The organism is Synechococcus sp. BS56D (assembly GCF_004332405.1).
Taxonomy (GTDB): Bacteria; Cyanobacteriota; Cyanobacteriia; order PCC-6307; family Cyanobiaceae; genus Synechococcus_C.
The window spans coordinates 361,699-383,566 of the sequence record NZ_PHQU01000001.1; the positions used below are offsets into that span (position 1 = coordinate 361,699).

At 62.5% G+C, this 21,868-nt stretch carries 24 protein-coding genes; 9 read left to right on the plus strand and 15 right to left on the minus strand.

The genetic code is table 11. The features are described from left to right. The first annotated feature begins 1 nt into the window (after nt 1). The 3 genes from CWE17_RS02075 (at nt 2) to CWE17_RS02085 (ending at nt 2,451) form a co-directional block, all read left to right on the plus strand. A complete protein-coding gene (locus tag CWE17_RS02075) occupies nt 2–595 on the plus strand; it encodes a GIY-YIG nuclease family protein (protein WP_131454677.1) in 594 nt (197 codons plus the stop codon). A gap of 62 nt (nt 596–657) precedes the next feature. Then, nucleotides 658–2,154, plus strand: a complete 1,497-nt coding sequence (locus CWE17_RS02080) for a leucyl aminopeptidase (RefSeq protein ID WP_131454678.1) — start codon at nt 658–660, stop codon at nt 2,152–2,154. Between the two features lie 27 nt (nt 2,155–2,181). Beyond that, nucleotides 2,182–2,451 carry a hypothetical protein gene (locus CWE17_RS02085; protein ID WP_131454679.1) on the plus strand — a complete coding sequence of 90 codons (270 nt, stop codon included), beginning with the start codon at nt 2,182–2,184 and terminating at the stop codon, nt 2,449–2,451. Here CWE17_RS02085 and CWE17_RS12350 read toward each other — a convergent pair. The 9 genes from CWE17_RS12350 to CWE17_RS02130 all read right to left on the minus strand — a co-directional run bounded on the left by CWE17_RS12350 (nt 2,415) and on the right by CWE17_RS02130 (nt 10,817). Next, a complete protein-coding gene (locus CWE17_RS12350) occupies nt 2,415–2,627 on the minus strand; it encodes a hypothetical protein (RefSeq protein ID WP_131454680.1) in 213 nt (70 codons plus the stop codon). The genes CWE17_RS02085 and CWE17_RS12350 overlap by 37 nt on opposite strands. 137 nt (nt 2,628–2,764) lie before the next feature. Further along, complete coding sequence (msrA, locus tag CWE17_RS02095; RefSeq protein WP_131454681.1) at nt 2,765–3,445, minus strand: peptide-methionine (S)-S-oxide reductase MsrA; 681 nt, start codon at nt 3,443–3,445, stop codon at nt 2,765–2,767. After that, nucleotides 3,442–4,623: a lipid-A-disaccharide synthase gene (gene lpxB / locus CWE17_RS02100; protein ID WP_131454682.1), complete on the minus strand. Its 1,182-nt coding sequence runs from the start codon at nt 4,621–4,623 to the stop codon at nt 3,442–3,444. The genes msrA and lpxB overlap by 4 nt, the downstream gene beginning before the upstream one ends. After that, the gene (gene lpxA, locus CWE17_RS02105) at nt 4,623–5,474 is read right to left on the minus strand and encodes an acyl-ACP--UDP-N-acetylglucosamine O-acyltransferase (RefSeq protein ID WP_131454683.1); all 852 of its coding nucleotides are present in this window, start codon (nt 5,472–5,474) and stop codon (nt 4,623–4,625) included. Before lpxA ends, lpxB begins: the two co-directional genes overlap by 1 nt. A gap of 5 nt (nt 5,475–5,479) precedes the next feature. Beyond that, nucleotides 5,480–5,986, minus strand: a complete 507-nt coding sequence (gene fabZ, locus CWE17_RS02110) for a 3-hydroxyacyl-ACP dehydratase FabZ (RefSeq protein ID WP_370318263.1) — start codon at nt 5,984–5,986, stop codon at nt 5,480–5,482. Continuing rightward, nucleotides 5,952–6,812, minus strand: a complete 861-nt coding sequence (lpxC, locus tag CWE17_RS02115; RefSeq protein WP_131454684.1) for a UDP-3-O-acyl-N-acetylglucosamine deacetylase — start codon at nt 6,810–6,812, stop codon at nt 5,952–5,954. Before lpxC ends, fabZ begins: the two co-directional genes overlap by 35 nt. Further along, nucleotides 6,812–9,052 carry a BamA/TamA family outer membrane protein gene (locus CWE17_RS02120; RefSeq protein ID WP_131454685.1) on the minus strand — a complete coding sequence of 747 codons (2,241 nt, stop codon included), beginning with the start codon at nt 9,050–9,052 and terminating at the stop codon, nt 6,812–6,814. The genes lpxC and CWE17_RS02120 overlap by 1 nt, the downstream gene beginning before the upstream one ends. A gap of 47 nt (nt 9,053–9,099) precedes the next feature. Beyond that, a complete protein-coding gene (gene purC, locus CWE17_RS02125) occupies nt 9,100–9,852 on the minus strand; it encodes a phosphoribosylaminoimidazolesuccinocarboxamide synthase (RefSeq protein ID WP_131454686.1) in 753 nt (250 codons plus the stop codon). Beyond that, complete coding sequence (locus CWE17_RS02130) at nt 9,849–10,817, minus strand: hypothetical protein (RefSeq protein ID WP_131454687.1); 969 nt, start codon at nt 10,815–10,817, stop codon at nt 9,849–9,851. The genes purC and CWE17_RS02130 overlap by 4 nt, the downstream gene beginning before the upstream one ends. Before the next feature lie 102 nt (nt 10,818–10,919). Between CWE17_RS02130 and purD the strand changes: the two genes are divergently transcribed. Both purD and CWE17_RS02140 read left to right on the plus strand, forming a co-directional pair. Beyond that, nucleotides 10,920–12,224: a phosphoribosylamine--glycine ligase gene (purD, locus tag CWE17_RS02135; RefSeq protein WP_131454688.1), complete on the plus strand. Its 1,305-nt coding sequence runs from the start codon at nt 10,920–10,922 to the stop codon at nt 12,222–12,224. A 24-nt stretch (nt 12,225–12,248) separates the two neighbouring features. After that, the gene (locus tag CWE17_RS02140; protein ID WP_131454689.1) at nt 12,249–14,348 is read left to right on the plus strand and encodes an ATP-binding protein; all 2,100 of its coding nucleotides are present in this window, start codon (nt 12,249–12,251) and stop codon (nt 14,346–14,348) included. A 40-nt stretch (nt 14,349–14,388) separates the two neighbouring features. Here CWE17_RS02140 and kaiC read toward each other — a convergent pair whose 3' ends face one another. The 3 genes from kaiC to CWE17_RS02155 form a co-directional block, all read right to left on the minus strand. Beyond that, nucleotides 14,389–15,927, minus strand: a complete 1,539-nt coding sequence (gene kaiC / locus CWE17_RS02145; protein ID WP_131454690.1) for a circadian clock protein KaiC — start codon at nt 15,925–15,927, stop codon at nt 14,389–14,391. Between the two features lie 66 nt (nt 15,928–15,993). After that, the gene (gene kaiB / locus CWE17_RS02150; protein ID WP_131454691.1) at nt 15,994–16,353 is read right to left on the minus strand and encodes a circadian clock protein KaiB; all 360 of its coding nucleotides are present in this window, start codon (nt 16,351–16,353) and stop codon (nt 15,994–15,996) included. Further along, on the minus strand, nt 16,350–17,255 hold the full coding sequence (locus tag CWE17_RS02155; protein ID WP_131454692.1) for a circadian clock protein KaiA: 906 nt from the start codon (nt 17,253–17,255) through the stop codon (nt 16,350–16,352). The genes kaiB and CWE17_RS02155 overlap by 4 nt, the downstream gene beginning before the upstream one ends. Nucleotides 17,256–17,417: 162 nt before the next feature. Between CWE17_RS02155 and rplU the strand changes: the two genes are divergently transcribed. Both rplU and rpmA read left to right on the plus strand, forming a co-directional pair. Continuing rightward, nucleotides 17,418–17,768, plus strand: a complete 351-nt coding sequence (gene rplU, locus CWE17_RS02160; protein WP_131454693.1) for a 50S ribosomal protein L21 — start codon at nt 17,418–17,420, stop codon at nt 17,766–17,768. A 39-nt stretch (nt 17,769–17,807) separates the two neighbouring features. Further along, nucleotides 17,808–18,074: a 50S ribosomal protein L27 gene (gene rpmA, locus CWE17_RS02165; protein ID WP_131454694.1), complete on the plus strand. Its 267-nt coding sequence runs from the start codon at nt 17,808–17,810 to the stop codon at nt 18,072–18,074. Here the strand turns inward: rpmA and CWE17_RS02170 are convergent. Next, complete coding sequence (locus CWE17_RS02170) at nt 18,052–18,522, minus strand: DUF2127 domain-containing protein (protein WP_131454695.1); 471 nt, start codon at nt 18,520–18,522, stop codon at nt 18,052–18,054. The genes rpmA and CWE17_RS02170 overlap by 23 nt on opposite strands. A gap of 19 nt (nt 18,523–18,541) precedes the next feature. Next, nucleotides 18,542–19,324 (minus strand): bifunctional 2-polyprenyl-6-hydroxyphenol methylase/3-demethylubiquinol 3-O-methyltransferase UbiG, encoded by a 783-nt coding sequence (locus tag CWE17_RS02175; RefSeq protein ID WP_131454696.1) that lies wholly within the window; start codon nt 19,322–19,324, stop codon nt 18,542–18,544. Between the two features lie 79 nt (nt 19,325–19,403). On the opposite strand from CWE17_RS02175, the gene truB reads away from it, so the two are divergent. Together truB and CWE17_RS02185 are read left to right on the plus strand one after the other, a co-directional pair. Beyond that, nucleotides 19,404–20,279 (plus strand): tRNA pseudouridine(55) synthase TruB, encoded by an 876-nt coding sequence (gene truB / locus CWE17_RS02180; RefSeq protein ID WP_131454697.1) that lies wholly within the window; start codon nt 19,404–19,406, stop codon nt 20,277–20,279. Nucleotides 20,280–20,336: 57 nt separating this feature from the next. Further along, nucleotides 20,337–21,092: a YebC/PmpR family DNA-binding transcriptional regulator gene (locus tag CWE17_RS02185; protein ID WP_131454698.1), complete on the plus strand. Its 756-nt coding sequence runs from the start codon at nt 20,337–20,339 to the stop codon at nt 21,090–21,092. Here CWE17_RS02185 and CWE17_RS02190 read toward each other — a convergent pair. Beyond that, entirely contained in the window at nt 21,040–21,852 is an 813-nt protein-coding gene (locus tag CWE17_RS02190; RefSeq protein ID WP_240789217.1) for a glucosamine-6-phosphate deaminase, read from the minus strand. The two genes, CWE17_RS02185 and CWE17_RS02190, sit on opposite strands and share 53 nt — an antisense overlap. Nucleotides 21,853–21,868 lie beyond the last annotated feature (16 nt).

Sequence of the window (21,868 nt, forward strand, 5' to 3'; positions counted from 1 at the left end):
GATGCCACCAGAACCCCGTCAGGGTGATCTCTTCGCCCAGAGTCCGCCTGAGGAAACGGTCACCAACGAACCTCAGCTCGCCCTCAGCGCATCGATCCTGCGCGACTGGCAGAGGCGGATCCAGCGCCACCAGGCCCCCCTCTTCGCGGCCCCCGCCAGGCCAGGCTCTGTGCAGCAAACCCAGTTGTTCGCCAGCGCCGAGCCCCTCGAGCGGTTCGCACCCCTGACCCTGCAGCCCCTTCCCCTCAGCTTCTGGCGCTGGCCGGAGAGCCCCCATCAGGGACCGGCGATCTACTTGGTGATGGATCGCCCCGAGGATCTGAGCACCCCAATCCTTCTCTATGTCGGCGAAACCGTGGCGGCCGATCGCCGCTGGAAGGGAGAGCACGACTGCAAGAGCTATCTCGCGAGCTACAGCGAGGCGCTCAGCGCCGTGGGTCTGCGCGGCCAAACCAGCATCCGCTTCTGGGGGGATGTTCCGAGCGAGACCCGCAGCCGACGGCGCCTGGAGCAACAACTGATCCAAACCTGGCTACCGCCGTTCAACAAGGAAACCCGTGAACGCTGGGCCACACCGTTCAATGCCGATGGCTAACCCTGCTGCTGCAGCAGCAGATCAGGCCGGATCCGTAGCATCGCGACAACCGTCTTGACGCCATGCAGTTCTCGCTATCGCCGGCCAACCTCTCGGCCTGGAGCGGATCCGTCCTGGTGGTCGGCGTCCATGAACAGGATCCCCAGGGTCTAATCGGAGAGCTGGAGACGCGCCTAGGGCTCGCGATCGCTCCCTGGCTTGAGCGACAGCGCTTTCAGGGCAAGGGAGGCGAACTGGCCAAAGTCCAGCTGCTGCGCCCTGAAATCAGCAGCCTGATCCTCGTGGGACTGGGCGCTGCGGCCAGTCCACAACTCCCGGCCCTGCGTCAGGCGGCCGCCAACGCCGCCAAGGCCTGCAACGCAGAAACCGGCAGTGTCGGCGTTCTACTGCCCTGGAGCGAGCAACCGGCCCAGGCAACAGCCGAGGCCTTATCCGTCGCTGAAGCGATCCGCCTTGCGCTTTACAGCGACGTTCGCTTCCGCAGCAAACCAGACCCCCGCACCCTGCCAGAGCGATTCGAGCTGCTCGGCACGCTTCCGGCGGACACCGCCAGTGCCCTGGAGCGTGTCGGTGCGATCTGCGCGGGGGTCGAACTCGCCCGTGAGCTTGTGGCCGCACCACCGAACAGCGTCACCCCTGCTGCCCTGGCAGACAGTGCCGCGACCATCGCCCAGGCCCATGGCCTCGAGCTGAAGGTGCTTGAACGTGCGGACTGCGCCAAGCGGGGCATGGGGGCCTATCTGGCCGTCAGCCAGGGCTCAGATCTCGATCCGAAATTCATCCACCTCACCTACCGCCCGAACGGTGCGGTCCGCAAGCGACTGGTGTTGGTGGGCAAAGGCCTCACCTTCGACTCAGGCGGTTACAACCTCAAGGTGGGCGCCGCCCAGATCGACATGATGAAGTACGACATGGGCGGCAGCGCCGCCGTGATCGGAGCGATGCGCGCCATTGCCGAACTGCGCCCCGAGGGGGTGGAGGTGCACATGCTGGTGGCCTCCTGCGAAAACATGGTCAATGGCTCAGCGGTGCATCCCGGTGACATCGTGACCGCCTCCAACGGCACCACGATCGAAATCAACAACACCGATGCGGAGGGGCGCCTCACCCTCGCCGATGCCCTTGTGTATGCCAGCGAGCTCAAGCCCGATGCCATCGTGGATCTCGCCACCCTGACGGGCGCCTGTGTGATCGCTCTTGGCGAGGAGATCGCCGGCCTCTGGAGCGACCACGACGATTTAGCCGATGGCCTGCGGCAAGCGGCCGAGCAGGCCGGTGAGGGGCTCTGGCGGATGCCGATGCAGTCCAGCTACCGGGAGGGGCTGAAATCGCTGCTCGCGGATCTCAAGAACACCGGACCTCGTCCGGGTGGTTCGATCACAGCGGCCCTGTTCCTTCGCGAGTTCGTTGACCGGGAGATTCCCTGGGCCCACATGGATATCGCAGGCACGGTCTGGAGCGACAAAGGTCGGGGTCTCGACCCTGCAGGTGCCACGGGGTATGGCGTGCGCACCCTGGTGAACTGGATCTGCGGCGGTGGCGCTGGGGCTAACGCCTAAATTCCCAGCGAGACCGACAACGACTTCATGGCCTCCCGCCCGTTTCGCTGGTATTTGAGGGCACAGCTGGGAATCCTGCTGCTGCCGGCTGGGCTGTGCCTCTTCGGAGAAGCGCTCACCCGACGCATTCTCCAGAGCCTCGGCAAGGATGGTGGGCCCTGGTTTTGGTACGGAACCCTCAGCCTGGTCTGTATCAACGCTGGAGTGGGCTTAATGATCGAAAGCGGTCTGCTGCGGGGGTATCCCCGCAGCAAGGCTGTTCAAGAAGCAGCCGCAGACATGGAGCGATCCTCCTGAGGCGATGGGTGCACCAGCCTCAGACTCGTCGGGCACTCGAGCGCATGGATCTGCCAGCGCGCCCGCTCCGAAAACGAGGCCATCACCCGCTCGAGATCATCGGATGCCTGCTTCGGTGACGGATACGGACCAATGTGTCGGGTCAAAAGACCGTCCTTGATGGTCAGCAGATACATACATCTCCTCCCTCAATTCTCTGACAGATGGTAATCAAAGTGGCTGGGGGTTGGAATGGGGGAAAACCCGCACCTTCACTGAGAAGTGGCTGAGCCTTTTGATACAGCGGCCTTTAGATTTTCCACCGATTTCCTTGTCAACTCCACGGCTTGCCGGTGCGAGCCCTCGCCCCCCACACGGCATCCAGGCGTCGGTCTCGACCACAGGCGGTCCGATAAAAGCGGTAACGCAGCGGATTCCGCTCCGCATAGTTCTGGTGATACCCCTCAGCTGGCCAGAAACGCACGGCCTGGCGAATCTGAACCTTGAGACGATCAACCGGTTGTTTCAGCTCCCGGGCCGCTGACGCAGCACTCTGACGGGCCTGCTCCTCCTGCTCTTTGCCGCGGGTGAAGATCACAGGCCGATAGGAATCACCACGGTCGCAAAACTGCCCACCCCCATCGAGGGGATCCACATTGCGCCAGTAGCTGCGCAGCAAGGTGGCGTAGGAGATCTTGCCGGGATCAAAGCGCACCCGCACCGACTCCTGGTGGCCCGTCCGCTCACCACTCACCTGCTCGTAGGTCGGTTTCTGCACATGGCCACCGCTGTAACCACTCTCAGCGGAAAGCACACCGGGAAGGTGCTCGAGATCATGCTCCAGGCACCAGAAGCAACCTCCGGCAAAGACGGCCTCCTGAACCGGCGCCGCCAGGGCAGGGCGACCGGCGCCACCGATGGTCACCAGCAACAGCGAGACCAGAACAACACTCCGAAGCACCGCCCTGCCCCAGGCGGACCCTCTCCGTTGAACAGCCCACGACAACCGCTTCATTTCAACAGCGGCTCCAGAATCGCCGCCGCCGCCCGGTCGGTCACCCCAGGCTCCCCAAGGGTATTGCGCAAGCGCTTGTAGCCATCGAGCATGCGCTCCCGGGCCGGCGATGGCTGCAGCAGAGGCAGCGCCTGCTCCACAAAGGCTTCTGCGGTGAACTCACCTTGCAGCAGCTCGGGAACCAGCCGCTCTTTGAGCAACAAATTGACGGGTGAGATGTGGTCCACCTGAAAGCGAAGCACATATTGAGCGACCCAGGCGGTGAGGCGACTCACCCGATAGCCGACCACCTGGGGAACGTCCTGCAAGGCGAGTTCGAGGTTGATCGTGCCCGACTTACCGAGGGCCAGATCAGCCGCAGCAAAGAGGCTCGGCTTCAGGGCATCCGCCTCAGCAGCGGGCACCACCCGACCTCGGACACCAGCCTCTGCCAAGGCCTTGCGCAAGGGCTCCTCAAAGGCGCGCAGCCCCGCCGGCACCATCACGTCCAAGGCTGGATCGATCGCCTGAAGCCGCGCAGCAGCCTCCACCAGCACCGGCATCAAGTAGCGCAGCTCCTGAGGGCGAGAGGCCGGCAGCAGCAGCAGCAGACGCCCATCATCACCGGACAGCCCCAAAGCCTGACGAGCCTGCTGACGTTCCGGACGACGGACAGCAAGATCCAGCAGTGGATGGCCGACCCAGGTCACCTGGGCACCTCGGGCGGCATAGAACTCGGCCTCAGCTGGAAAGATCGCCAGGATCCGGTCGGTGAAGCGCAGCAGTCGGGTCGTCCCCCCGTCTCCAAGTCGCCAGGCCCATTCCTGAGGGGCGATGTAGTAGTTGATCGGCACCGTCGGAAGCCGCCGACGCAGGTTGAGGCCCAGGCGCACATTGGCCCCCATGTAATCGATCAACACCACCGCGTCAGGCGGGCGCGCTTCCAGAACTTCATTGACGCGAGCTTGCAGCCGCAAGGTGGGTACGACCAGCGGCAGGGCCTCCCAGAGGCCGATGGCCCCCATCGGCGCCGTATCCGCCAGCAGCTCAGCGCCCGCCGCCTGCATGCGCTCTCCGCCAAGGGCGAGCACCTCAAGGGAGATTCCACGGGCCTGAGCCTGGCGATGCAGGGCTTCGATCAGCAGGCTCCCCTGCAGATCACCGGAGACCTCCCCGGTGCTGATGAGCACTCGCACCATCAGCGACCGATCGCAGCCGGCATAGGCCCGCGGCGACCCTGGCGAATCGACGCTTCCAGGAAGCTGCAGAGGTGATCAGCAGCGGGAAGAAGCTTCTGAGCACGGGCCTGCTTGAGGCTTTCAGCGATCACAAGATCAGAGCGATAGATCAGCGTCCAGATGTCCTGGAGCTGCCGCAGCTCCTCCCCTCCCTGCCGCTGATCGAGGCCCCGGCGACGCAGGCCGACGCGGTTCAATCCACGCACACGACCGGGGTGACCCTCCACCAAGCAATAAGGAGGCACATCGCGATCCACTCGGGTCATGCCGCCAACCATGGCCAATCCACCGATGTGAACGAACTGATGGATGCCAAGACAGCCGCCGATCACAGCCCGATCCTCGATCTCCACATGCCCGGCCACCTGGATGCCGTTCGACATGACGATGTCATTGCCGAGCAAACAATTGTGGCCGAGATGGCAGTAGGCCATCAACAGGTTCCTGTCACCGATCCGGGTCATCTCACCCTCATCGGTGGCACGGTTGATCGTCACGCATTCCCGAATCGTGTTCTGATCACCGATCACCACCTCGGTCGGGGCACCGCGGTATTTGAGGTCCTGAGGCTCTTGCCCCAGACAAGCACCGGGATAGATCCGGTTGTCAGCGCCGATGGTGAGCCGACCATCCAGCACGGCATGGGGGCCGACCCAGGTGCGCGCTCCGATCGTGACCTCAGGGCCCACAACGGCACCGGGTCCAATCACCACGCCCTCGGCCAGTTCGGCCCGGGGGTCAACAGCGGCCAGGGGATGGATCTGCACAGGGCGATCTTCGCTGATCAAGGAAGTGGAAGGGGTCTCCGGCATCACGATCAATCCATGAGGGAGAACATCAGCTCACCTGAACAGACGAGCTGGCCATCCACCGTGGCTTCCGCTTTCACCTTGCCAAAACGCTGACGCTTGAGACTGAGCAGCTCACAGCTGATGCGTAGCTGGTCTCCCGGAACAACGGGCCGACGGAAGCGGACACCATCGATCCCGGCAAAGACAAACAACCCCTTGGGCAACTCGGGCATCTGGGTGACGATCAGGCCACCCACCTGGGCCATCGCTTCGACAATCAACACCCCTGGCATCAGCGGCCGCTCGGGGAAATGCCCCTGAAACTGAGGTTCATTGAGGGTCACGTTCTTAATCGCAACGGCCCGCACTCCCGGTTCATGCTCCAGCACCCGATCCACGAGAGCGAAGGGGTAGCGATGGGGCAGCAGCCCCATGATCTGCTCACTGGTGAGCACAGGATCAGACGATGCAGCCGTGGCGGGGGTGACGGTCAAAAGATCAGCAGCGGGTGGAGGACGGGCTGGCGAGAGCAGCGGCCAGATCGGTATGCAGGCCGTGGGAGCCCCGGTAAACCAGAACCTGAGCCCGAGGGAAACCCACCAGGGCCAGATCTCCGATCAGGTCCAAGAGCTTATGGCGCACCGGTTCATCCGCGAAGCGCAGGGGGGGATTGAGCCAGTGATCTCCGTCGCAGACCAGGGCATTGTCGAGAGCCCCACCCTGAATCAGGCCCGCCGCCCGCAGCTGCTCAACCTGATCACGGAAGCCGAAGGTCCTAGCCGGCGCGATCTCGTCCACAAACCGCTCCGGAGTGAGGGTCAGCGCCAGCTGCTGACGGCCGATCGCGGCCTGGGGGAAATCGATCACCCCAACCAACTGAAAAGCCTCTGCAGGGGTGGCTGAGATCACGCTGGCCCCCCGATGACGAACGATCGGCTGCTCCAAGCTGGGGCGCTCCAAACGGGGTGATTCCGCAGGAACGATGCCCGCTTCGGCGATCGCCTCCACCCAGCCTTGGGCCGATCCATCCAGCAAGGGGATTTCAGCACCACTCACCCGCAGGTGCACGTGGGTGAGACCTGTGCCTCCCAGGGCCGCCAATAGGTGCTCAACCGTAGCGAGGCGCCGCGTCCCCAACTCCAGGGTCGTGCAGAGCTGACTGTCTCGCACCTGAGAGGGCGCGAGGCTGAGTCGCTCTCCGGATGCACCGTCCTCCTCCCAGGACACCTGGATGCCGGCCTGTTCGGAGGGGCACAGGGTCACAGACACCATGTCGCCGCTGTGCAGACCCACCCCGGAGCGGGCAACAGAAGCAGCGAGGGTCCAGGCCCCGTCGTAATCAGCCGGCCATCGGCCCATCAGAACTTCCAGCCCACACCAAGGTTGAAACGCCAGTCGCCGGTGAAGTCTTGACTGGCCACCTCTAGACGTAGTGGGCCCACTGGAGTGGTGACGATCACACCGGTACCGACGGAGAAACCCGAGCCGGCCTTGTTGAGCAAATTGCCGGGCTGACCAGGCACGCTGGCCTGGGAACCGAAGTCGGTTCCTGCATCCACGAACAGTTCACCAGCAAAGATGCTGATAATCGGGAAGCGATACTCAAGCGTGGCCTCACCGAAGCTGCGACCCACGGCCAGATCGCAGTCGTACCAACCACGCACCGAGTTGGAGCCGCCGAGACAGAAGGCTTCGTAGGGAGGCAACTGGCCGAGCACCGTTCCGGCCTTGAGCTGCACACCGATTGCCTGCGGGCAATCAGCCTTCTCACCAGGCTTTGGACGGCAACCCTTAGCGATTTTCAACCAATTCACTGGGAAGAACTGGGTGTAGCTAGCTCTGAGGCGGTTGAAGGTGGGTGAGTTCTCACCCACGGAAATGAATTGTTCGGTACCAAAGCTGAAGAAATTGCCCGATGTGGGATTGCGAGGATCATTCAGCTTGTTGTAAGTAGCAGCAAAGCGGACACCTGCCAGGTTGTTCTCCGTCGCACATTCACTCGAGCTGCTGTAGGCAATACAGATGACCTGATCGTTTGGAATCCGACCATTTTCGATATTGTTATTGGGAACGCCGTAAGGCCTCGTATCACCAGCAAAGTTAATAGGACGAACGTTCTGGACGTTCAGGCCGACAAGCACGTTCCAGGGAACCGACTTATAAGGATTTCCTCCATTCAAAGGCCGAGCGAAGATCAGATTGCCGCCAACACGCTGCAGCGCAACAGAATCACCCTCGTAGTCAAACCAGCTGTACTCAGGAAACTGACTATCTGCATCGGCGACGCTATCAAACTTTCGGCCAGCAGGATTATCGCTGGAGCCAATCTCATAGGCATAAGTCGAATTATTATTAACGTAATCATCAACCGTAAGAATTGAGCCATCATTCTGACTCTGGAACACCTGGGGGACTTCCCGACTCAGGAAGATCGAGGTTCGGAAGGATGTGCGGTACTTATCGCCCTTAATCCAGGGATCGGTGAACGTGAAGTTCGCCAGGCCGCCGTACTGGCCATAAGTAAGATTGAGCGCAAGGTTCCAGGCCCTTCCAAACAGGTTGCTGTCTTGCAGCTGCACCTGGCCGAACACACCCTGGCTCTGGCTGTAGCCGAGACCGCCGGAGAGAGAACCAGTGGACTGTTCGACGATGCCGAGGATGATGGTGACCTGACCTGGCTCCGCAGGCACCGGCTTCAAGGTGACCTTGACGTCACTGAAGAGAGAGGTGCCGTACAGGCGCTTGATGTCACCCTCCAGCTGATTGCGGTTAAAGGCCTCACCAGGCTTGATCGAGATCTCTCGGCTGACCACCCAGGGCTTGGTCTTGCCTTTAATTGGCTGGCCTTTGTCGTTGGTGGTCTCCCCTTCCTTATTCAGGAATTGCACCTCAACACCAGCCACGGTGCCGATCACTAACTTCAGCTGCACCACCCCTTCTGGGCTGACGCGACTGGGGCCAGAGACCCTGGCCAAGGAGTAGCCCTGCTTGGCATACCACGCCTGCAGCTCCTTCATGCGCAGCTGCAGTTCGTTGAGATTCAACGTGCGCCCGTAATCAGCGCTGAAGGTCTCTTCAATGACCTCAGGCTTGATCTTGTCGTCGGCAGGCTCCAGCTCCACCTTGGTCAGCACAGGATTCGGCACCACCTGCACGACCAGCTGCACGCCCAAGGGACCGTTGATCGGCTCAATGCGCACATCGGAGAACCAACCGGTGGCATAGATCGCATCGAGATCGGTCTTGAGTTGATCGCGGGTAACGCGGCTACCCGGACGCACGGTCATCGCGTCGTAGGCGGCAAGTTCAAGCCGCTCCTGTTCCGGGTGGCCAGCAATTCCCTCGATCACCACCTCACTGATCAGCACTCGGGGCTGGGCAGGCTCCTCAAGACCAGACGGCTCCTGAGCGGGCTGTTGCACCTCAACAGCCCCCTCGGGCTGCTGTGCTGGCTGCTGCTGCGCGGGGGCCGACTGCTCAGCTGGGGCATCTCCCTGAGCCCTGGCAGGCACAGTCGCAATCAGGGGCATGGCCAGCGCAATGCCGAGGGCTCCTCGCCGAACGGCATCCGTGGTTCGGCCTGAGGACAAGTTCACCATGGAAGGAGCAGCGGTCGGCTGCATACAGCCGCAAACGTCCGCAGACCTTACCTGTACTTGCGGGGTTTCGGGCAGGCCCCTTGGACCCGTTTGTCGACCTCCCCGTAGGCCTCGATGACACCACCGAGGTCCTGGCGGAAGCGGTCCTTATCGAGAATCCTCGCCTGAGGATCCTGGGTGCGCAGATCCCAGAGCCTGCAGGTATCAGGACTGATCTCATCCGCCACCAGCAGTTCACCCTGGCCGTTGCAGCCGAGCTCCAGCTTGAAATCCACCAGCTGCAGCTCAAGCCCCTGGAAAAAAGGAATCAGGGCTGCATTGACCCGCCTGGCCAGTGTCTCCATCTCCCGATGCCGCTCCCGACTAACCAGCTGCAGCAGCTCAAGCCTGGCCTCAGTAAGCAGAGGGTCCCCCAGGCTGTCGTCCTTGTAATAGAGATCCAATAGAGCCGGTTCCAGCGAGGTTCCCGCAGGGATCGGTGTCTGCTTGCAAAGGGACCCCGTGGCCACGTTGCGCAGCACCACCTCCAGGGGGATGACCTCAACGCGCTGCACGGCCATCCAGGTTTCATCCAGGAGCCCCAGGTAGTGGGTGGGAATCCCCTCCCGCTCCAGCAGTTCAAACAGACGAGCAGAGATCTGACAGTTCAGGCGTCCTTTGTCCTCAAGCTGTTCACGCTTGAGCGCATTGAATGCGGTCGCGTCATTCTTGAACTCCACCAGCACCACGTCCTCCCGATCTGAGGCGAAGACACGCTTGGCCTTGCCTTCGTAAAGCAGCGGACCGGGAATAACGCTCATGGGCGGATGGGCGAGGCGGACGGTGAAACCGGTCCCGATTCTCCCAGGGCGGCATGCCCCCCTGGAGCACGGGGAGAGCGGAGCTGCCGCGCCAAATCCGGATCGTCCTGGAGCAACTCCCAGAGGGTGAAACGGTCATCGACCCTGGTGGCTAAGCGCTCCAGCCGCTGCCGGGCGCGCTGGCCATCACCCCCGGCCTCCAGATTGAGGCGCAACTGCAACCTGAGCAGATCTTCAGCAAGCGACCAGGCCTGCTCCGCGGCAGCCTGATCGAGGGCTGCCTCCAACAGGCTGTCGGTGCGCTCCTGCCCTAGCCGCTGGACCCACACCGCCACCTGCCCATAGCGCTGGGCAGCCACCACCCCCGGGGTCCTGCCGGCAAGAAGCACCTCCGCGGCCCTGTCGAGATGACCGGTGCTCGCCTCGTATTCAGCCAGAAGATCCAAGGCGGAACGGGTGAGAGGCTCCCCCCCCTCCGGCTGCGCCACCACAAGCTGTTCAGCATCAAGAGCGGCGAGATTCCCCGCCGCCAGGCGGCGCAGAGCCAGAGCTGCTCGTTCGTGATCGAGCGCTGCTGAGGCCGCCCGCCAGGAGAGCAACAACCACTCACGTCGCTGCTGGCCGGGCCCAGGGCCGAAGCGATTGAGCACCGTCTGGGCACTATCAGGCGCCTTGCAAAAGATCAGGGCCTGGGCATTGGCCATCACCACCGGGAAGGGTTGCGGTGCGGGCCTGACCAACATCAGACGATCCCTGAGCTGCTGCAGGCGACCATCCAGCCCGAACCGTGCCGCATCCACACAAGCGATGGTCAGTTCAGGCAATCCGCCCTGAAGCAGAGCCCTTTGATAAGCCAGCTCCGACATCGGCTCTGCAGGCGGCTGGGGAGCGGGCTTGACCGCAGGCTGCACCGGGAGCGGTGCGGCAGCCAGCAGCAGGGTGAGGGGCAGGGAGGAGATCCCCATCGGGACAGCCGTCAACAAAGATGGAAAGGATTCGCGCTGTGGCGCGAACGCCCCTGCGAAACCGTTCAAACCTAAGGGGCTCCTCCCGTCTGCTTGTTTGCCATGGCCATCTCCCCCTCCCGTCCCCAGACCCTGCCACCTCTCCAGCGGGTGCTCGTGGTGGGCAGCGGCGGAAGGGAGCAGGCCCTCTGCTGGGCCCTTGAGCGCTGCCCAGAGATCGAAACGGTGTGGGTCAGTCCGGGGAACGGCGGCCCCTTCGGCCGCAAACAAGCCATCGCAGAGACCGATAGCTCCGGGCTTCTAACCCTCTGCCGCGACGAGGCGATCGACCTGGTGGTGATCGGCCCCGAGGCCCCATTGGCGGCCGGCCTGGCCGACAGCCTTCGGGAGGCGGGGCTGGCGGTGTTCGGTCCCAGCGGCACCGGCGCCCAGCTCGAGGCGAGCAAAGCCTGGGCCAAACAGCTGATGCAGGAGGCCGGGGTCCCCACCGCAGGGCACTGGGCCGTCGCCAGCGAAGAGGAGGGGATGGAGGTGCTGGCCAGCCTGCAAAGGCCTCTGGTGGTCAAGGCCGATGGCCTTGCCGCCGGAAAGGGTGTGACGGTTGCCGACACGGTGGAAGCCACCGCCGCGGCCATCCGTGATGCCTTCAACGGCCGGTTCGGATCCGCCGGAGAACGACTGGTGCTGGAAGAGCGACTGCAGGGGCCGGAAGTGTCCGTCTTCGCCCTTTGCGACGGGGAGCGCCTCTTGATCCTTCCCCCCGCCCAGGACCACAAACGCCTGCTGGAAGGCGACCAGGGGCCCAACACCGGAGGCATGGGCGCCTATGCCCCCGCACCCCTCCTGGATGCTGCTGGTCTTGAGGAGGTGCGGCGACTGGTGCTGGAGCCCACCCTCGGGGCCCTGCGTGCCCGAGGCATCAACTACCGGGGCGTGATTTACGCAGGGCTGATGCTCACCGCTGATGGCCCCCAGGTGATCGAATTCAACTGCCGCTTTGGCGATCCGGAATGCCAAACGCTGATGCCACTCATGGGTCCGGAACTGGCCAGGGTGCTGCAGGCCTGTGCCCTCGGCCGACTGGACCTGGCCCCTGAGCTCAAGATCAGCAATCGCTGCTCCGTCTGCGTGGTGGCTGCCGCAGCCGGCTATCCGGATTCCCCCAGAAAAGGGGATCCCATCGAGGACAGGCTGACGCCAACTGAGTCACAGCAACTGTTCCATGCAGGCACCAGTCGCAGCGCCGAGGGCCAACTCCTTACCGCCGGCGGTCGGGTGCTGACGATGACGGCTCAGGGGGATGACTTCGACACGGCTTTTGCTGCCGCCTACCAGGCCCTAGATCGCATCGCCTTCGATGGCATGCAGTTCCGACGGGACATCGGCCACCAGGTGCGTCAGTCCTAGGCTCAGCCGACGCGCGCCTGCGGGATGGCCAGCAGCTCTTCAGCCGCCAACGGCACCGAACCACCAGCGTCGGGATGGTGGCAGAGCATCCGCCTTTGGTGGGCGGAGTTCAGCCTCCAAACCAAGCTCTTGGCCATCGCCACCCTGGTGGTGAGCCTGATGATGACGGGCATTACTTTTTTTGCCCTGAATGGGATTCAACGGGATGCGGTACGCAATGACACCCGTTACGCCCGCGATCTAGGCCTACTCCTGGCCGGCAATGTGAGCGAACTGGTAGCGGAAGGGCGCGATCGGGAACTGGCCAACGTGGCCGAACAGTTCTGGCGCTCCAGCCAAAGTCTTCGCTACATCTTCTTCGCCGATCCGGACGGCATCGTCTACCTGGGCATCCCGATCAGCGGCAGCAGCAACGATCCCGTCAGTGAACTGCGACTGAGCAGACGACTCGAACTGCCGGCCGAATTGCGTAATCGCCCCCAAAACCCACTCGTACGACAGCACCTCACCCCCCAGGGACAGGTCACCGATGTGTTCGTGCCCCTGCTGCGCGATGGTCGCTATCTCGGGGTTCTGGCCCTGGGGGTGAATCCCAATGAAACCGCCCTGGCCAGCGCGGCCCTCACCCGAGAGGTCACGGTCGCGGTGTTCATCTCCATCTGGGTTCTGGTGATCCTTGGCGCCGTGTTCAACGCGCTCACAATCACCCGACCGGTCAAGGAGCTGCTGCGCGGGGTGCGCTCCATTGCCTCCGGAGACTTCCAGGCCCGCATTGCCCTGCCCGTGGGCGGTGAACTGGGCGAACTACTCGATGGCTTCAATGCCATGGCGTCCCAACTACAGGCTTACGACGCCGCCAACATCGAAGAACTCACCGCTGCTCAGGTGAAGCAGGCCTCCCTGATCGCCACCATGGCCGACGGTGCAATCCTGCTGGATGCGGAGGGGCGAATCGTGCTCGCCAACCCCACCGCGCGCCGGTTGTTCCGATGGGAAGGACGCAAGCTCGAAGGCCGGGATCTTCTGGATGAACTGCCTCACCTGTTGGCGATCGAACTGCACAGTGCCCTCGATTCACTGATCAACGGCATCAGCGACAGCGAGGATCTACGCCGAAGCATCGAGGAACCGGCCCGCACGCTGCGCATCGTGCTCCAGTCGGTGCGGGATGCCAGTGGCGAATCCCTCAAGGGCATCGCCGTGACCCTTCAAGACCTCACCCGTGAGGTGGAGCTGAATGCAGCTCAGAGTCGATTCATCAGCAACGTCTCCCATGAACTGCGTACTCCCCTGTTCAACATCAAGAGCTATGTGGAGACGCTCTATGACATGGGCGATCAGCTCACCGACGAGGAGAAAATCGAGTTCCTAGGGGTAGCCAACGCCGAAACCGACCGGCTGACCCGCCTGGTCAACGACGTGCTTGACCTCTCAAAACTGGAATCCAATCGGCCCGTTCAGTTCGAACCGATGGCACTCAGCCCGGCGCTCGAGCAGACCCTGCGCAATTACCGACTGAATGCCGACGACAAGGAGGTGAAGCTGGAGCTTGATCTACCGATGGAATTGCCTGACATCCTCGGCAACTGGGATCTGCTCCTGCAGGTGCTCGACAATCTGGTCGGCAATGCCCTGAAGTTCTCCCGCAAGGGTGGAACTCTGGCCTTGCGGGCTTACACCTGGCCCGACAGCTGCTTTGTCTCTGAACTGCCGAGTTCGACTTCAGCGGCCCTGGTGAAGGCGGTAGGTCAGGACGAGGCTGTTCGCAATGACGAGCCGGCCCCCCACTGCGAGCTGGTCTCCCCCCTTCCGCGGGTGAGGATCGAAGTAGCCGACACCGGCTGCGGCATCGACGCCGCTGATCAGCAGAAGATCTTCGACCGCTTCTATCGCGTCGAGAATGCTGTGCATTCAGAGGTCGGCACCGGCCTGGGGCTATCGATCGTGCGCGGCATCATCGAGAAGCACGGCAGCACGATTCGGATGGTGAGCGAACCGGAGGTGGGCACAACCTTCTGGTTCGATTTGGCATTAGCCCAGAGCGATGAGGCTGAACTGCAACTGCAGTCGGATCGACAAAACCGCTTGCAGGAGCTGGAGCTGCAGGAAGAGCTGAGCGCCTGAGGGTGTCAGCGTCCAGGGCAATGTTCAGAGCCGGCCGCCCTCATTCGTCTGAGGTCACACCGCGAACGATCCTGGAGAGCTCACTGCGTTCGTCCGTGGTGACCCGATGGGGCACACCGGAGATGATCCGCTCGAAGTTGGAGAAGGAATCCTTGATTTGAGGTCCGTTTCCGGTGATCACAAACTCGCGGATGCCCTTGTCATGCCAAGAACCGCGCATCTTGAACACGTTCAAAGCACGAGCCATCTCGCCACGGATCTCCACGTACTGCAGCAGCAGGATCGTGTCGGTAATCGTGGAGATATGGGAGTCGGTGATCGAATGGCTTCCCATGAACTCCTCGGAGGTGTTGGTGAAGAAGCCGGCGATTTCCTCCTGTTTGGCATAGCCGGTCACGCCGATCACAAACTGCCTGAAGGCGTTGTGACTCACACCTCGGGCCAGGGCCGAAAGGGAATCGATCGCCATCCGTGAGGGCTTGAACTGACTGATCTCCGTTTTGATGATCTGAAGGTGGTCCTCCAGGCCTGTGGATTCGGGATAGGCACAGATGATCTTGAGCAGCCCGTCCTGCTCCATCTGCTCGAAATCAATGCCCCAACTCGTGGCGTTACGCAGCAACTGCGCCCGCGACTCCTCATAGGCGAACAGAATCGCCCGCTCCTTATTCCTGCATGCGTCCTCGATGAACTTCGAAACCAGCAGGGTCTTACCGGTGCCCGTGGCACCGGTGGCAAGGATGATCGAATCCTTGAAGAATCCGCCGCCGCACATCTCATCGAGACGAGGAACCCCGGAGCTCAACCTCACGTTTGAGGAGCGCTGGGTCAGTCGCATCGCTCCGAGCGGGAAGATGCTGATGCCGTGGGCACCCATCGTGAAGGGGAACTCTCCCTTCATGTGGGTCGTGCCACGCAATTTGAGGATCTCCACGGTGCGGCGACGCCGTTCCCCCTCGAGCACGTTGCGGAGGATCACCACGTTGTCAGAGACAAATTCCTCCACCCCGTAGCGAGCAATTGGACCGTATTCATCGATCCGCTCGGTGGTCATCACCGTGGTGACACCAATCTCTTTGAGCCGTGCGATCAGGCGGAAGATCTCACGACGCACCACGAACACGGCGTCGTATTGCTGGAACACCGCAGTGATCGAGTCGATCGCCACCCGTTTCGCCTTGTACTTGCGGATTGCGTAATGAATCCGCTCGATCAGACCAGAGAGGTCGAAGCTGCCGGCCACATCCTGCCCATCGGGATCAGGGGAGGCATCGAGGATGAACAGCTTGTCCTGCTCAACCATCTCCTGGAGATTCCAACCGAAGCTGGCCGCGTTGCGGAGGATATCGAGGGGAGATTCCTCAAAGGTGACGAAGATCCCCGGCTCGTCGAAATGGGCGATGCCGTTGTGGAGGAAGTGGAGGGAAAACACCGTCTTACCGGTGCCGGAGGTGCCGCTGATCAGGGTGCTGCGCCCAATCGGCAAGCCTCCCTGGCAGACGTCATCGAAGCCCTCGATCCCTGTCGGGAGCTTCTGCACCTGCATCTGGGGTGAGCTGCTGGAGCTGGAGATCTGCATGACGCCGACGTTCTGTTGGAACGCTAAAGAGATTTCAGCGGTTCACCCGCATCAACACAGCCCCGCTTAAGAATCTGTGCTGTCTGTGTCGGCATCTTCCAACGCATCCATCAACGTGGAGGTCAGCCCGCTGTCGGAGAGTTCGTCATAGAGCAGGTCTAGACCGATCAGCACCCGTTCGCGGTCGGAGAGGTCACCGATGATCCTTCGAACCGGAGGCGGAAGGATCTTGGACAGCGTTGGCGTGGCCAGGATCTTGTCCTCTTCCGCGAGCTGCGGATTCTTGAGCACATCAATCACTTTGAGGGCATAAACCCCCTGAAACTCGGTCTCAAGGATGTTGCGCAGGGTTTTGAGCGCCCGCATGGAATTGGGCGTGTTCCCGGCGACGTAGAGCTTGAGGATGTAGGTCTTGCGTGGGCTCATGGCGACACCTCCCGATCGGTGGCAACAACTGTGTCCTTGCGCTGGAGGGCTGCCGTGGAAACAAGGGGCACATCTGGAGGGATCGAACGTCGATACATCTCACAGAGGTGCGCCATCACGTCCAGCAGGGCCAGTCGATAGTCCTGAAGGAAATCGTTTTTGTGCCCTTCAAGTCTGAGCTGCTTCCAGAAGTCGTCAATGAGGTTCATATGAATCTCCACGGCGCGGGTGATCGGCAGATCACCGAAAAAGGCCGTGTTCACAAAGCTCTCGAGGGCCTGGTTCGCTGCCGCCGGATCGCGGAAGTAACTGAGCAGAAGATCCCGGTAGGTGCGCTGCAGCGACTTGAGCAGTTCCGCCTGTTCATCCGGGGGGAGATGGCTGAGGAAGCGGGAAGGATCCCGCTTATAGAAGACACCTAGGTAACCGAGCCGCTCCTGAAGTCGACTGGACAGACGCCAAGCACTGGCCTCCACCGCTTCGCCACCTTCGACATCAACGGCACCACCACCCTGGCGGTCATCCTTCTGGCCCTGGCGCAGAAACCGGGAAATGGCGGCATCAACGTTGTAACCGAGCTGCTCAAGCTGATCGACCGGCAGATGCACCTCTTCCGGGTGGTAATCCACGTGGCCCATCACCTCGCCCACCACCACGGCGGGGAACAGCAATCCCGCCCGGAGCAGTGATTCGCGCACCTCCCCGGTGAGCAGCGACTGCTCGATCACTACCGCATCGACGGCTTCTCGCTGCCTCTCCAGCACCGACTCCACATCGACGGCTCCGCCATCGAGGCCAAGATCCACCGGCGTGTAGCGATTCTCCGGCAACCACTGGCGGCTGGCCTCAATCAGCTTGGGCGTCCTCAGCAGCAGAGCAATGGTGAGGGCCGGGCCGGTCATCCAGCGGAACAGGGGTCCATATGCTGAATCTTGACGAAGAGCGCTTCGAAGGGCGAGTATCTTTGTTTGTCTTTCGATTGCGGTACAGGCCCAATCGAAGTCCGATCTTTCCCAGCAATGGGGACCGTTGGACATCGAGCCTGGCCGCGTCACTTCCAGCCCATGGCAGACCCCAGCAACGAGACCTACGCGATTGTCGAGGCCTCCGGCCAGCAGTTCTGGCTGCAGCCCAATCGTTATTACGATCTGGACCGGCTTCAAGCTGCGGTGGACGACACCGTCACCCTCGAGAACGTTCTACTCGTGAAGGATTCCAAGGGCACAACCCTTGGCCAGCCCTATGTGAAGAACGCCTCCGTGGAGCTCAAGGTGATGGACCATCGCCGCGGCCCCAAGGTGATCGTCTACAAGATGCGCCCCAAGAAGAAGACCCGTCGCAAGAATGGTCACAGGCAGGAGCTCACCCGGGTGATGGTCCAGTCCATCTCCGTTGGCGGCAAGGCCATCAGCTGACCGATCCCATCAACGCCCGAACCACATTCCGACTTCCCCATGGCACATAAGAAAGGCACAGGCTCCACTCGTAACGGCCGCGACTCCAATTCCAAGCGTCTTGGAGTCAAGGCCTATGGCGGCGAAACCGTCACGGCTGGCTCGATCCTGATCCGTCAGCGCGGCACCTCCGTGCTCCCCGGCCTCAACGTGGGTCAGGGCAAGGACGACACCCTCTTCGCCCTCACCGATGGCATCGTGACCTTCGAGACCATCCGTCGCGGCCTGCGCAACCGCAAGCGCATCAGCGTCGCTGCCGCCAACTGAATCCAGCGGTTGCCTGGCGCAGCGTCAGCAGCAGACCGACCAGCGTGAGCCCCAGAACCAACACGGTTCTGGGGCTTTGCTCATGCAACACATGCCTGATTTCAAGGGGCAAGGCCATCACGAACACAGCCACCAGAAGCCATTCGCCCCAATGCCGCCCCACCCAGGTGGCCCATGCAGCCATCAGGATCAAGGCGGCGTAAAAGCCACTTACAACGGCCAGGCGTCCCAACCGTGTTGGACCGAGCATTTGGGCCTGATCGGCCGCTTGCACAAGCAGCTCACGGTTGGAGGCTCCCCAGATCTCAGCGAAATGGGAGATCTGATCAAACTCCCGACTGCCCGCCAGGGCTGCCATGCTCACCAGCAAGAGGAGCAAGGCAATCAGAACTTTTTTGATCACGATCAGACGAAGCAGCCACTGACCTGAGCCGGATGGGCGTTGCATCGTGGATCGTTGGAGTGACTCAGGCCGGACGGTAAGCCCTCGTTGTGATCAGCCAAGGGTGAAACACCTCGATAAAACGAGACTGCAGGGTGCGGAAGAAACGCTCCACTAGCTGTGGATCATCGAAGTGGAAGGGATATTCGCCTTCATGCCCCTTGAAGAAATACCAATTGAGCAGTGCGGTGGCGCCCGGCGCCATCAGCCCGTGAAACTCCAGCAATTGAGCGGAAGGATCCGGCAGATGCTCCAAAACATCAAGGCAGACAACCGTGTCGAATTGCAGCGGCCCTGATCGCGATGGGTCGCCATCCTGGGCGGTGCAGTCGCTGAGGGCACGGTGCACCGACAGGCGATCGGCGAGCCCTAGGGAGGCCGCACGGGCTGCAACAAACGCCCGGTTGTGGGGATTGAGATCCACGAACCAGACGTGATCAACCTGCGGCAGGGCTGCCGCTGCAAGGGCATGGGTGCCGATGCCACCACCGAAATCCAGCACCCGACCGCGGGCAAACTGCTGCTGGAGCCGGAGGGTATCGGCGATGTAATCGGCGCTGCTTAGGTGCCAGGCGGCCAGCTCCAGCAGATGGCCCGTGCCGACGGTGTCTTCATAAAAAGAGGCTGCATCCTCTGGCTGGAAGGCCCCGGGATGTAGGGCGGCGAGATCGTCCTTACCAACGGGCAGACGGGCTTCCAACTCCTCCAGCGAGCAGTTGAGCTGACGAGCGAGATGGCGGCGTAGATCAAAGCCGTCGGCAAGAAAAGCAGCCACATCGATCGAGGTAGCTCTGCTGACCGGCTGCATGGGCAATGGATCTGGTGGGAGCAACCTAAACGCCGGGCCTGGATGCCACATTCATTGACGTGCCGTCGAGCAGGTTGGCGTGGAAGGCCCCCTTGGGTTTGTGGTGATTGACAAGCCGGCGGGACTCACCTCCCATGCCTGCGTTTCCCGCCTGCGTCGCCAGCTGGGAACCCGCCGGGTCGGCCATGGCGGCACCCTCGATCCAGCGGTGACCGGGGTCCTACCAATCGCCGTCGGACAAGCCACCCGGCTGTTGCCCTACCTCGCTGGAGAGAAGACTTACCGCGGATCGATCCAGCTGGGACGACGCACCACGACGGATGACCTGGAAGGAGAGCTCCTGGAGGATCAGCCCTGGCCCCAGCTCAGCATCCCTGAGCTAGACGTTCAGCTTGAGAACTTCAGGGGGGCCATTGATCAGCGCCCGCCTCAGGTGTCCGCCGTGCATGTCGATGGGGAGCGCGCCCATGCCAGGGCCCGGCGAGGTGAGTGGATGGATCTGCCGCCCCGGCCGGTCACGATCCACCGTCTGGAACTGTTGCGTTGGGATTCCGCATGCGGCGTTCTGGAGCTGGAGGTGCACTGCTCCGCCGGTACCTACATCCGCTCCCTCGCCCGTGACCTTGGCGAGCGACTGGGTTGCGGTGGATGCCTGGCAAGCCTGCGTCGGGTGCAGGCCATGGGATTTCGAATCGAACAAGCGGTTCCCTTAGCGGATGGGGAGTGGACTGCCGAGCTGATCCCACCGCAGCAGCCCCTGGCCGATCGACCGCAGCGAATCGCCTCCGAGTCGGAGGTGGAAGACTGGCGCTGTGGGCGGCGCCTCAGCCTCCAACCCGAGATGAGCGCAGGACCGGTGGTCGTCCTCGATGGCGAGGGCCGCATGATCGGCCTCGGTTTGCACGAGGAACCGGGAAGCCTCCGCCCAAAGGTGGTCTTCGACGCCCGGGGATGAGTTCACGCCATGGGCTCGGTACCCTGCACAGCCAGGGGACACGCAAACAGGCAAGCGATGGCCGGCCACAGCAAATGGGCCCAGATCAAACGCACCAAAGCAGTGGTGGATGCCAAGCGCGGTGCCGTTTTCACCCGCATCGGTCGCGAAATCACAGTGGCCGCCCGCAGCGGCGCTGATCCAGCTGGCAACTTCCAGCTGCGCACTGCGATCGCCAAGGCCAAGGCCGCAGGAGTGCCTGCCGCCAACATCGAACGGGCGATCGCCAAAGGATCAGGCCAGGGAGGAGCAGCGAACCAGCTGGAAGCCATCCGCTACGAGGGCTATGCCCCAGGAGGTGTGGCTGTACTGGTGGAGGCGCTCACGGACAACCGCAACCGCACCGCCGCCGACCTACGCCTGGCCTTCAGCAAGAACGGCGGCAACCTTGGGGAGTCGGGCTGCGTCAGCTATCTCTTCGACCACCGCAGCGACGTGCGCATCCAGGCAGACACGCTGTCGGAAGAGACGCTCCTCGAGGCACTCCTCGAACTCGATGCTGAGGGCTACCAGCTGGAGGGAGAGAACCAGGCGGTGGTCCACGGCGGCTTCGAAAGTCTCGAGGCCTTGCAGGATGGGCTAAGGGATCAGGGCTGGACCGTGCTCGAGTGGGAGCACTGCTGGCATCCCCTCACCGCTGCTCCTGTGGACGATGAGGACACCGCCAGACAGTGCCTGAAGCTGCTGGAGGTCCTGGACAACCTTGATGACGTCAGCAGCGTCAGTACAAACCTGGAACTTCCTGAGGCGCTTCAGGCATCGCTGTCGCTCTGACCAGCGCCAAGGCCTCAGCGTCAGCCCATACCCAGAGACGGGGATGCTGCCGCAACCAGCTCGCCGGCACCGCCGGCGTGGGCTCTGCACAGAGCACCTTCTGCAGGATGGCGGCCTTGGCCGCACCGGTCACCACCAGATGCACCTCGCCAGCCGCCAGGATCTCGCCCAGCCCGATGGTGATCGCCTGCGGGGGAACCCCCTGCGGATCAGTGGCGAAGTCCTCCGCATTCTGGCGACGGGTGGCATCACTCAGCTGCACAACCCGACAGCGCACCGCATCGCTGCAGGGGGGCTCATTAAATCCCACATGGCCATTGATGCCGAGACCGAGCAGCTGAATCCCTAGGCCCCCAGCCATCTGCAGCGCACTGGCGTAACGCTCGGCCTCCGCCTCAGGATCAGACGCCGCCCCATCCGGCAAGCGGAGCTGATCGCTTCGGAGTGCCAGTGGCTCTCCCAGGTGCCGCCGCATGGTGGCGGCAAAACTGGTCTCTGCAGCAGCAGGCAGACCGACGTATTCATCAAGGTTGAAGCTGAGCCAGCCCTGCCGCAACCGCTCGAAATCCTTCTGGGGCCATGAGCGCAGGCGCTGCACCAACAGCCGATAAAAGGGGTCCATGGTTCGACCTGTGGCCAGCCCCATCGGCTGCGGAGCGGGCTCAGCCAGACGCTCCCGCAGCCGATGCTCCCAGTGATCCACCAAGTCCTCCATCAAGAGGGCTGAATCCGACCGGGTGATGAGCCTGAAAGGATCCATGGGCACGGGGCAGCGC

Bases quoted from the DNA above. Each gene is read 5' to 3' on its own strand.
- CWE17_RS02140 (WP_131454689.1), top strand. From the start codon at position 12,249: ATGGCCAGCAGCTCTTCAGCCGCCAACGGCACCGAACCACCAGCGTCG.
- CWE17_RS02190 (WP_240789217.1), bottom strand. From the start codon at position 21,852: ATGGATCCTTTCAGGCTCATCACCCGGTCGGATTCAGCCCTCTTGATG.
- rplU (WP_131454693.1), top strand. From the start codon at position 17,418: ATGGCAGACCCCAGCAACGAGACCTACGCGATTGTCGAGGCCTCCGGC.
- lpxB (WP_131454682.1), bottom strand. From the start codon at position 4,623: ATGGTGCGAGTGCTCATCAGCACCGGGGAGGTCTCCGGTGATCTGCAG.
- CWE17_RS02185 (WP_131454698.1), top strand. From the start codon at position 20,337: ATGGCCGGCCACAGCAAATGGGCCCAGATCAAACGCACCAAAGCAGTG.
- lpxA (WP_131454683.1), bottom strand. From the start codon at position 5,474: ATGCCGGAGACCCCTTCCACTTCCTTGATCAGCGAAGATCGCCCTGTG.
- purD (WP_131454688.1), top strand. From the start codon at position 10,920: ATGGCCATCTCCCCCTCCCGTCCCCAGACCCTGCCACCTCTCCAGCGG.
- purC (WP_131454686.1), bottom strand. From the start codon at position 9,852: ATGAGCGTTATTCCCGGTCCGCTGCTTTACGAAGGCAAGGCCAAGCGT.
- kaiC (WP_131454690.1), bottom strand. From the start codon at position 15,927: ATGCAGATCTCCAGCTCCAGCAGCTCACCCCAGATGCAGGTGCAGAAG.
- msrA (WP_131454681.1), bottom strand. From the start codon at position 3,445: ATGAAGCGGTTGTCGTGGGCTGTTCAACGGAGAGGGTCCGCCTGGGGC.
- CWE17_RS02075 (WP_131454677.1), top strand. From the start codon at position 2: ATGCCACCAGAACCCCGTCAGGGTGATCTCTTCGCCCAGAGTCCGCCT.
- CWE17_RS02155 (WP_131454692.1), bottom strand. From the start codon at position 17,255: ATGACCGGCCCGGCCCTCACCATTGCTCTGCTGCTGAGGACGCCCAAG.
- kaiB (WP_131454691.1), bottom strand. From the start codon at position 16,353: ATGAGCCCACGCAAGACCTACATCCTCAAGCTCTACGTCGCCGGGAAC.
- CWE17_RS02130 (WP_131454687.1), bottom strand. From the start codon at position 10,817: ATGGGGATCTCCTCCCTGCCCCTCACCCTGCTGCTGGCTGCCGCACCG.
- CWE17_RS02085 (WP_131454679.1), top strand. From the start codon at position 2,182: ATGGCCTCCCGCCCGTTTCGCTGGTATTTGAGGGCACAGCTGGGAATC.
- CWE17_RS02175 (WP_131454696.1), bottom strand. From the start codon at position 19,324: ATGCAGCCGGTCAGCAGAGCTACCTCGATCGATGTGGCTGCTTTTCTT.
- CWE17_RS02120 (WP_131454685.1), bottom strand. From the start codon at position 9,052: ATGGTGAACTTGTCCTCAGGCCGAACCACGGATGCCGTTCGGCGAGGA.
- rpmA (WP_131454694.1), top strand. From the start codon at position 17,808: ATGGCACATAAGAAAGGCACAGGCTCCACTCGTAACGGCCGCGACTCC.
- lpxC (WP_131454684.1), bottom strand. From the start codon at position 6,812: ATGGGCCGATGGCCGGCTGATTACGACGGGGCCTGGACCCTCGCTGCT.
- CWE17_RS12350 (WP_131454680.1), bottom strand. From the start codon at position 2,627: ATGTATCTGCTGACCATCAAGGACGGTCTTTTGACCCGACACATTGGT.
- CWE17_RS02080 (WP_131454678.1), top strand. From the start codon at position 658: ATGCAGTTCTCGCTATCGCCGGCCAACCTCTCGGCCTGGAGCGGATCC.
- CWE17_RS02170 (WP_131454695.1), bottom strand. From the start codon at position 18,522: ATGCAACGCCCATCCGGCTCAGGTCAGTGGCTGCTTCGTCTGATCGTG.